The 5225-nt window shown below is 53.8% G+C and carries 3 protein-coding genes and 1 pseudogene; 1 reads left to right on the top strand and 3 read right to left on the bottom strand.

Annotation, left to right across the window (positions count from 1 at the left end; all coding sequences use genetic code 11):
- Positions 1-720: pseudogene (locus tag WCC56_RS15535) on the bottom strand (murein transglycosylase); the annotation flags it as partial.
- A 280-nt stretch (positions 721-1000) separates the two neighbouring features.
- Between WCC56_RS15535 and licT the strand changes: the two are divergent.
- Positions 1001-1864, top strand: coding sequence for a BglG family transcription antiterminator LicT (gene licT / locus WCC56_RS15530; RefSeq protein WP_424693243.1), 864 nt, complete (start codon positions 1001-1003; stop codon positions 1862-1864).
- Positions 1865-1894: 30 nt separating this feature from the next.
- Here licT and WCC56_RS15525 read toward each other — a convergent pair whose 3' ends face one another.
- Entirely contained in the window at positions 1895-3289 is a 1395-nt protein-coding gene (locus WCC56_RS15525) for a glycoside hydrolase family 1 protein (RefSeq protein ID WP_424693242.1), read from the bottom strand.
- 13 nt (positions 3290-3302) lie between these two features.
- Positions 3303-5156 carry a PTS beta-glucoside transporter subunit IIABC gene (gene bglF / locus WCC56_RS15520; RefSeq protein ID WP_424693241.1) on the bottom strand — a complete coding sequence of 618 codons (1854 nt, stop codon included), beginning with the start codon at positions 5154-5156 and terminating at the stop codon, positions 3303-3305.
- Positions 5157-5225 lie beyond the last annotated feature (69 nt).

Below are 5225 nucleotides of genomic sequence, written 5' to 3'. Positions count from 1 at the left end.
GGCCTGACGGGTAAAATCAGTTGGCCCAACGGCACGGGCAAAGGTCATGACAGTCTGCGGGTTGTTTTGCAGATCCATCACCGCGTTCGCCATGGTCTGATAATCCTCCGGCAGCTGTTTAGCGAGGAAGTTAACCAGATTGGTATTCCCCTCTTTCATCGCCAGACGAATACGCTCCAGAGTGGTGATTGGTGTTTGCTGACCTGATCCCTGCCAGACGCTGAACAGCTTGTCACAGGTTGCTGGCAGAGAAGTGCCGCGCAACCAGATAGCTTTTGCGCCATCCCAGGCCACTTGCTGCTGCCCGGTCGCCCATTTGGCGTAATACCAGTTACAGCGTGCAGAAACCGGCTTCGGCTCTTCCGGGCTGAACACCAGCAAGCCGCGCCAGTCTTCACGGCGAGCCAGCTCATTTACAAAGCGGGAAGGCAGGGAGCGCACCGGCGGCAGGGTAGGATACCGTTGAATAAATGCCTTCACAGCCAGCCCGGTCTCCTGATCCAGATGCTGAGCCAGCTCACGGTATTCAAGATAAGGATAAAGAGGATAGTCACGTAAGGTGGGCATCAGCTGCGCCACCGTATCCATTTGATTACTGTCCCACGCCTGCTTGATTTGCAAATAACGACCACGCTGAGCTTCCAGCGAGTCGGCGTGTGCCATTCCTGCTACTACGGTTAAACAGGCGCCTGCCATCCACAACTGCCACTTGTCCGCCATGACTTTCCCCACGTTAACGCCTCTCTTTGTCCTGAACTCATGATACATCTTCCTTCATGCTAACCAGGCTTACGCACTACTGCACTGATCTGCACAAAAATTTACTCAACTTTGGTCTGTTTTATTAACGGATATGCATCACAGTTCACGGATTAAGTGATTGCGGTCTCCGCAACGTCCGTTAATCATGGCGCATGATTGTTACTGTGCTTTGCACAGGCAAAACCTGGCTACACCGTTCTCCCGGTGGGTCAGGTTTTTTTATTTTCAGGGTAAATAAATGAAGATCGCGAAAATACTGAATAATAACGTGGCTATCATTCTGGCAGACAACGGCAAAGAACAAGTGGTGATGGGACGGGGATTAGCCTTTCAAAAAAAAGTGGGCGATGAACTCGATCCCGGCTTGATTGAAAAAGTCTTCGCTCTGCAAAATGATGCGTTGACCGGTCGCCTGAGCGAGTTGCTGTCGGAAATCCCGCTTGAGGTGATCACCACCACCGAGCTGATTATCGCCCAGGCGCGCAGCGAGTTGGGCACCCCCCTGCATGAGAGCCTGTCGATTGCCCTGAGCGATCACTGCCACTTTGCCCTGGAACGTCACCGGCAGGGTCTGCCGATCCGTAATGTTCTTAAATGGGAAATCAAAACGCTGTATCCGAAAGAGTTCGGGCTTGGCCTGAAAGCCCTTGAGCTGATTGAAAAGCGGCTGGTTGTTCAGCTACCTGAAGATGAAGCCGGCTTTATTGCCCTGCATCTGGTCAACGCTCAGCTGGGCAGCGATATGTCCGATGTCTCACACATCACTCAGTTTATGCAGGAGATCCTGCATATCGTGAAATACCGTTTGCAGCTTGATTACCGCATCGACAGCCTGAGCTATAACCGCTTTGTAAACCATCTGAAGTTTTTCGCCCAACGCATGCTCGGCAAACGCGGTGTATGGAGTGAGGATGAGTCATTACATGATGTGGTCCGCGAGAAATACCCCCTTTCCTACCAGTGCGCGCAGAAAATTGACCAGCATATCCAGCAAAAACACCACTACACGCTCTCTTGTGAGGAGCGCATGTTTCTGACCATTCATATTGAGCGAGTGCGGAAGGAAACGCTGGCTTTGGAAGAGGATGCGGACGAGGCCTGAAGCCGGGCGACAGACGCCCGGCAACACAGCTTAACTCAACGATTCACCGTGGCTGCGGATCACCTGCTGATACCAATAGAAGCTCTGCTTACGCGAACGAGCCAGCGTCCCTTTCCCCTGATCGTCACGATCAACATAGATAAAGCCATAGCGCTTGGAGAACTCTGCTTTCGAGGCGCTGACCAGGTCAATCGGCCCCCAACAGGTATAGCCCATCACTTCCACGCCATCTTCAATCGCTTCGCGCACCTGCACCAAATGATCGTTCAGATACTGAATACGGTAGTCATCCTGAATGGTGCCGTCGGCCTCCACTTTGTCTTTCGCGCCCAGGCCGTTTTCCACGATAAACAGCGGCTTCTGGTAGCGGTCATACAGCAGATTCATCAGAATGCGCAGGCCTTCCGGATCGATCTGCCATCCCCAGTCAGAACTGGCCAGATGCGGATTCGGCACCATAGAGAGAATGTTACCGCGCGCTTTCTGATTCTCTTCTTCGTTGGTGGTCACACAGCCGGTCATGTAATAGCTGAAGGAGATATAATCGATGGTGTTTTGCAGATCCAGCTTATCCTGCTCAGTGACAACCAGTTCGATGTTGCGGTCGGCGAAGAAGCGCTTCATATACGCTGGATAGTAGCCGCGCACCTGCACATCACCGAAGAACAGCCATTCACGGTTTTGTTGCAGCGTTTCCAGCACATCCGCCGGGCGGCAGCTTAACGGATACAGCAGCCCACCCAACAGCATATTGCCGATTTGCCCGCCTTTGACAATCTCATGGCAAGCCTTCACCGCACGGGCGCTGGCCACCAGCTGATGATGAATGGCCTGATAGATTTCTGCCTTGTTGCTTTCTTCCGGCAACCCAACGCCGGTAAACGGCGCATGTAAGGACATATTGATTTCGTTGAAGGTCAGCCAGTGCTTCACTTTGTGCTGATAGCGGGTGAACACCGCGCGGGCATAACGCTCGAAGCAATCAATGGTGGTGCGGCTTCCCCAGCCACCGTATTGCTCAATCAGGCCAAAAGGCATTTCGTAATGAGACAGCGTGACCAGCGGCGTGATGTTGTATTTGGCCATCTCATCAAACAGACGATCGTAAAACGCCAGCCCTTCCTCATTGGGCGCCTGTTCATCTCCCTGCGGGAAAATGCGTGTCCAGGCAATGGAGGTTCGAAGGACGGTGAAGCCCATCTCAGCGAACAATTTGATGTCTTCAGGGAAACGATGGTAAAAGTCGATCGCCACGTCCTTGATGCCAGAATCCCCTTCCTGACGGACGACTCGCTCACCAAAAATGCCTTTGGGTTGCAGGTCAGACGTCGACAACCCTTTGCCGCCCTGCTGGTAAGCCCCTTCGACCTGGTTCGCAGCGACAGCGCCGCCCCATAAAAAATTGTCCGGAAAACGTTTGTTCATAGTGACTCTCCTGTTAGTTCAATACAGTCAGCAACGGCGTACCTTCAGTTACTGCGCCGTCAGTGAGGATTAGTACGTCAATGTAGTCATCGCTGTTGCTGACCAGCACTGGCGTAGTCAGGTCGTAGCCCGCTGCTTTAATCGCCTCCAGATCAAATTCCAGCAGCAGATCGCCGACATTGACGGTTTGATCGTTGGTGACCCGAGGGAAGAAGAACTGGCCGTCGAGTTTGACGGTGTCCAGCCCAACGTGGATCAGCACTTCAGCGCCCTCCTCTGAGGTCAGGCCCACCGCGTGGCCGGTACGGAATATCGAGGAAACAACGCCTTTGACCGGCGACACTACGCGCCCTTGTTGCGGAATAATCGCCACACCTTTGCCCAACAACCCGCTGGCAAACGTTGCGTCCTGAACCTGCTCCAGTGGCCGTATTTCGCCGCTGATGGGGCTCGTCACCGTTAGCCTGCGTGAAGCGGCTTTCTGAGCTGGTGACTCTGCTGGCACCGCTACCGCAAGAGGCGTGGCCGGTAAGCCGAAGCAATAAGTCGCCACGCCAGCAAAGATCAGCGCAACAGCAGCCCCGACAAATGCCGCCCAGACGCTGGCATCAAGCCCGCTGCTGGGCACGATTTGCAGGAAAGTAAAGATGCTGGCAAAGCCGAAGGAATAAATCGTGGTGTGGACATAACCCAGAATGGACGCGCCCAATGCCCCGCCGATGCAACCAAAGATAAACGGCCGGCGATGAGGCAGCGTCACGCCATACACCGCCGGTTCAGTGATGCCGAAAATACTGGCGGTAAAAGCAGACCCTGAAATCGCTTTGAGCTTTGCATCGCGGCTTTTAAACATCACGCCCAGAGTCGCGCCTGCCTGCCCCATCACCGCAGGCAACACCAACGGGATCAACGTGTCCTGACCAAAGGCAGCCAGATTGTTCAGCATCAGCGGAACCAGACCCCAGTGCAGACCGAAGATCACGCAAATCTGCCAGATGGCGCCCATCACTGCGCCAGCCACTGTCGGACTCAGGCTGTAAACCCAGACATAGCCTTCTGCCAGGCCGCGGCTTAGCCAGGTCGCAGCCGGACCGATGATCAGGAACGTCAGCGGCACCGCTAACAGCAGGCAAATCAGCGGGGTAGTAAAGTTACGTACGGCAGAAGGCGAGCGCGGATGCACCACTCGTTCAATCAGGCTGGCGACCCAGGCGGCAAAGATAATCGGAATGACCGAGTAGCTGTAATTGAGGATCTCGAGCGGGATGCCAAAAAAGTTAAGCGACTGTCCGAGCTTCTGGCTCTCAAACACCGCCATAATTTGCGGATGTACCAGCGCAGCAGCGATTGCCATGCTGATAAAAGGATTGCCGCCAAATTTTTTACCGGCACTGAAGCCGAGCAGGATCGGCAGGAAGTAAAACAGGCCATCACTGGCAACAAACAGCACTTTGTAACTGCCGCTATCCGCCTGCATAACGCCTAAAACCAGCGCCAGCGCCAGCAGACCTTTGATGATCCCGGTAGCAACCATCACCCCGATAAACGGCGTGAAAATACCGGAGACTAAATCGATAAATCTGGCGAACAAGTTCTCTTTGCCCTGTTCCTCACTGTTTGCACTGATGCCATCGGTTCCCAACTCACGATACACCTCAGCGACATGGTTGCCGATCACCACCTGATACTGGCCGCCACTCTCCACCACCATGATCACGCCAGCATTCTCCTTCAAGGCGTCGGTGTTGGCTTTATTGCGGTCTTTCAGCTTGAAACGCAAACGGGTAGCACAATGCATAACGCTTTGAATATTGTTCTTACCCCCGACACCTTCGATGATTTCATCTGCCAGCTGCTGATAGTGCATTACCCTGTCTCCTGAACCCTAACGAAAAATGAGCAAAAAAAAACCTCAGGCGCGGCTTCTTGGGTAAGA

The sequence above is a fragment of the Erwinia sp. genome (assembly GCF_049696395.1).
GTDB lineage: Bacteria > Pseudomonadota > Gammaproteobacteria > Enterobacterales > Enterobacteriaceae > Erwinia.
This window is presented reverse-complemented; position numbering and strand designations above follow the sequence as displayed.

What these genes read in the sequence shown, in the direction of transcription:
- licT (WP_424693243.1), top strand. Translation starts at nt 1,001, where the DNA reads ATGAAGATCGCGAAAATACTGAATAATAACGTGGCTATCATTCTGGCA.
- bglF (WP_424693241.1), bottom strand. Translation starts at nt 5,156, where the DNA reads ATGCACTATCAGCAGCTGGCAGATGAAATCATCGAAGGTGTCGGGGGT.
- WCC56_RS15525 (WP_424693242.1), bottom strand. Translation starts at nt 3,289, where the DNA reads ATGAACAAACGTTTTCCGGACAATTTTTTATGGGGCGGCGCTGTCGCT.